This is a genomic window from Campylobacter concisus (genome assembly GCF_003048445.1).
Taxonomy (GTDB): domain Bacteria; phylum Campylobacterota; class Campylobacteria; order Campylobacterales; family Campylobacteraceae; genus Campylobacter_A; species Campylobacter_A concisus_BF.
This window is the reverse complement of sequence record NZ_PIQW01000031.1, coordinates 1-2,226: the sequence shown is the minus strand read 5'-3', so window position 1 is coordinate 2,226 and position 2,226 is coordinate 1. Positions and strand designations below refer to the sequence as shown.

General features: G+C 26.9%; 2 protein-coding genes. Both read right to left on the bottom strand.

The window, feature by feature from the left end:
• Nucleotides 1-97: 97 nt before the first annotated feature.
• Nucleotides 98-1,306, bottom strand: coding sequence for a transcriptional regulator (locus tag CVT14_RS10530; protein WP_107850309.1), 1,209 nt, complete (start codon nt 1,304-1,306; stop codon nt 98-100).
• Nucleotides 1,307-1,473: 167 nt separating this feature from the next.
• Complete coding sequence (locus CVT14_RS10525; RefSeq protein WP_107850308.1) at nt 1,474-1,731, bottom strand: hypothetical protein; 258 nt, start codon at nt 1,729-1,731, stop codon at nt 1,474-1,476.
• Between the last annotated feature and the right edge of the window lie 495 nt (nt 1,732-2,226).

The following is a 2,226-nucleotide window of genomic DNA, read 5'->3' as shown; positions in this document are numbered from 1 at the left end:
TTCTACGACCTAAAATTAAAAAAATCAAAAAAAGATTTTATAAAAATTGATTTTTTAAAAAACTAGTAATCATGTTTGTATTCTTATGTTGTAAAATTTAAGGTTGATCTAATTTATTTATAGTAACAAGAGCCATATTTAATATCGCCTGGCTTCTCTTTGATATGAAATTTTCTGCCTCTCGCAAGAGGTCTTCATCTAGGTTATAAAATTCATGCCGCTCAAACTTAAAGTTAGATAACTTTTCAAGTCGTCCTATATGTCTTGGCATAGCAAACATCTTAGCCTGATCATCGAAATTTAACTCAAACCAGCTTATTTTATCCTCCATCAAGCTATCTATGTTTGTCAATTTTTCCTGAACTATAAAATTTAAAAAGGATAGACCATTATCAAAGATCGGTGCTGCTTTAATTAGCTTTTGACTTTCATTATCTATTAACATGCCAAAATTACCTAAATGCCTATCTGTATTTAGTATCAAGGCATCAAAAAGCATTAAATCCTCAAATGCTTCTTTACCATAAATTTCTTCTATTTTTTTCATCAAATTTAGTTTGTCTAACTTTATATCGCTCTTGTCCAAGCAGTAGTAAATTGGTAAATAGCCATACTTTTCACTAGTAAAAAGCTCACAAGAACTTACAATTTCTTTTTTGAAAGCGACTAGATCATAGCCTATTGCATTTAAATTTAGTGCTTTTGCGATTTGAGCCATATAATATTCACAATATGCTTCATATCCGCCTTCTGTGCTTTTTGTATTGCTACCTTTATATAGTTCAATCTTGCCACTACTTTCATTTTTATGCCAACATTTCTTTAGCATGCCATTTGTTGTTAATTCTGGAGATACAGATAGCTCTTTTAGTCTTGTTAATATGCCAGTAAAGGCAACTAATGCAAGTGTCTCATTGAAAGAATTGCTATATAAATTATAATCAGACCATTTGTAGTCTTGCTCGTTTGATACCACCCAATAGCAATCATTAAGAGAAAGCCCAAAGGATATGTTGATATAGGCCATAAAATTATCTTCTCTTGTTATGCCGCTACTGGCTAGAATTTCATTAACAAATTCTCTATTTTTTGGGATTTTTCTATTTCTGATCCAGCTCTCTAGTAATTCTTTAATGCTTTGCGAGCTCTTTTTTATTTCATATGGCACCATATCCTGGTGTAAAATTTTAGCATCAATTAGATAGGCGATCTCCTTTTTAAAACCCCTAAATATCTCTTTTTCAAAACAGACATTAAATTCTAAAACATCGACGTCTTTGTTTTTTAAAATATATGTTTTTTTCATTAGATATCTTTGATTTTTATTTAATAATATGTTTAATTATTATAAAAACTAGTAAATTATTAAAAAATATTGTTTTTTTATTTTTTAATATTCAAATAATTGTAAATTTAAATAAAATTATTTTTTTATATTAAAAATACTATATTAGTTAATATTTTTAACTAATTTTATAGCTCACTCAAAATTTTCTGATTTATTTCTTTGAGAGCTTCTTTTACCATAGTATTTATTTCTTGTTCTTTGCCAAGCCTTATCGCTAGATCTAAAATAACGTTATAAAGCATTATATTATCTTTTGGAAATCTAATACACTCCATCCCTGCCACTACGTAACTTTCTACTATCTCACCCAACTCTTTTGGACTTTTTGTTGCACCTAGCTTTGCCAAAAGCTCGTCTGGAAGCTCTATCTTTTTTAATGCCATTGTCTTTTTCCTTTCTGATTTTATTTCTTAATGCCCTCTAGCTCAATATAACCCATACTTTTTGAACTTTTTTCTGGGAAATTTTTAAACATAGCTATCTATTTTTGTCCCAAATCCTGACATAACTTTTTCAAGCACAGAATACATTTTATTCAAATTAATCCAAAAACCTAGTTTATTTTTTGTAACTCAATATAAAATAGAGTTATATGCAAAAGCTATTTGATTTAAATGATAAAAGCCATTTTTTATATTATTTCTCTTTTCATATAGTAAAATTTCAAGAGATGATACTTTTTGTATAGCCAAACCACCTTTTAAAAGTTTAAAACTAAATTTATAATAATATAGCCAATTATAATAAAAAATTCAATACAAAAATCTATAATTTTTAGCTTTTTATTAAAAATAATATTTTAAATAAAAATATATATTTATTACTTGACAACATAATCTATTATGATATAATCTCTAAATATATTTACATAATAATTT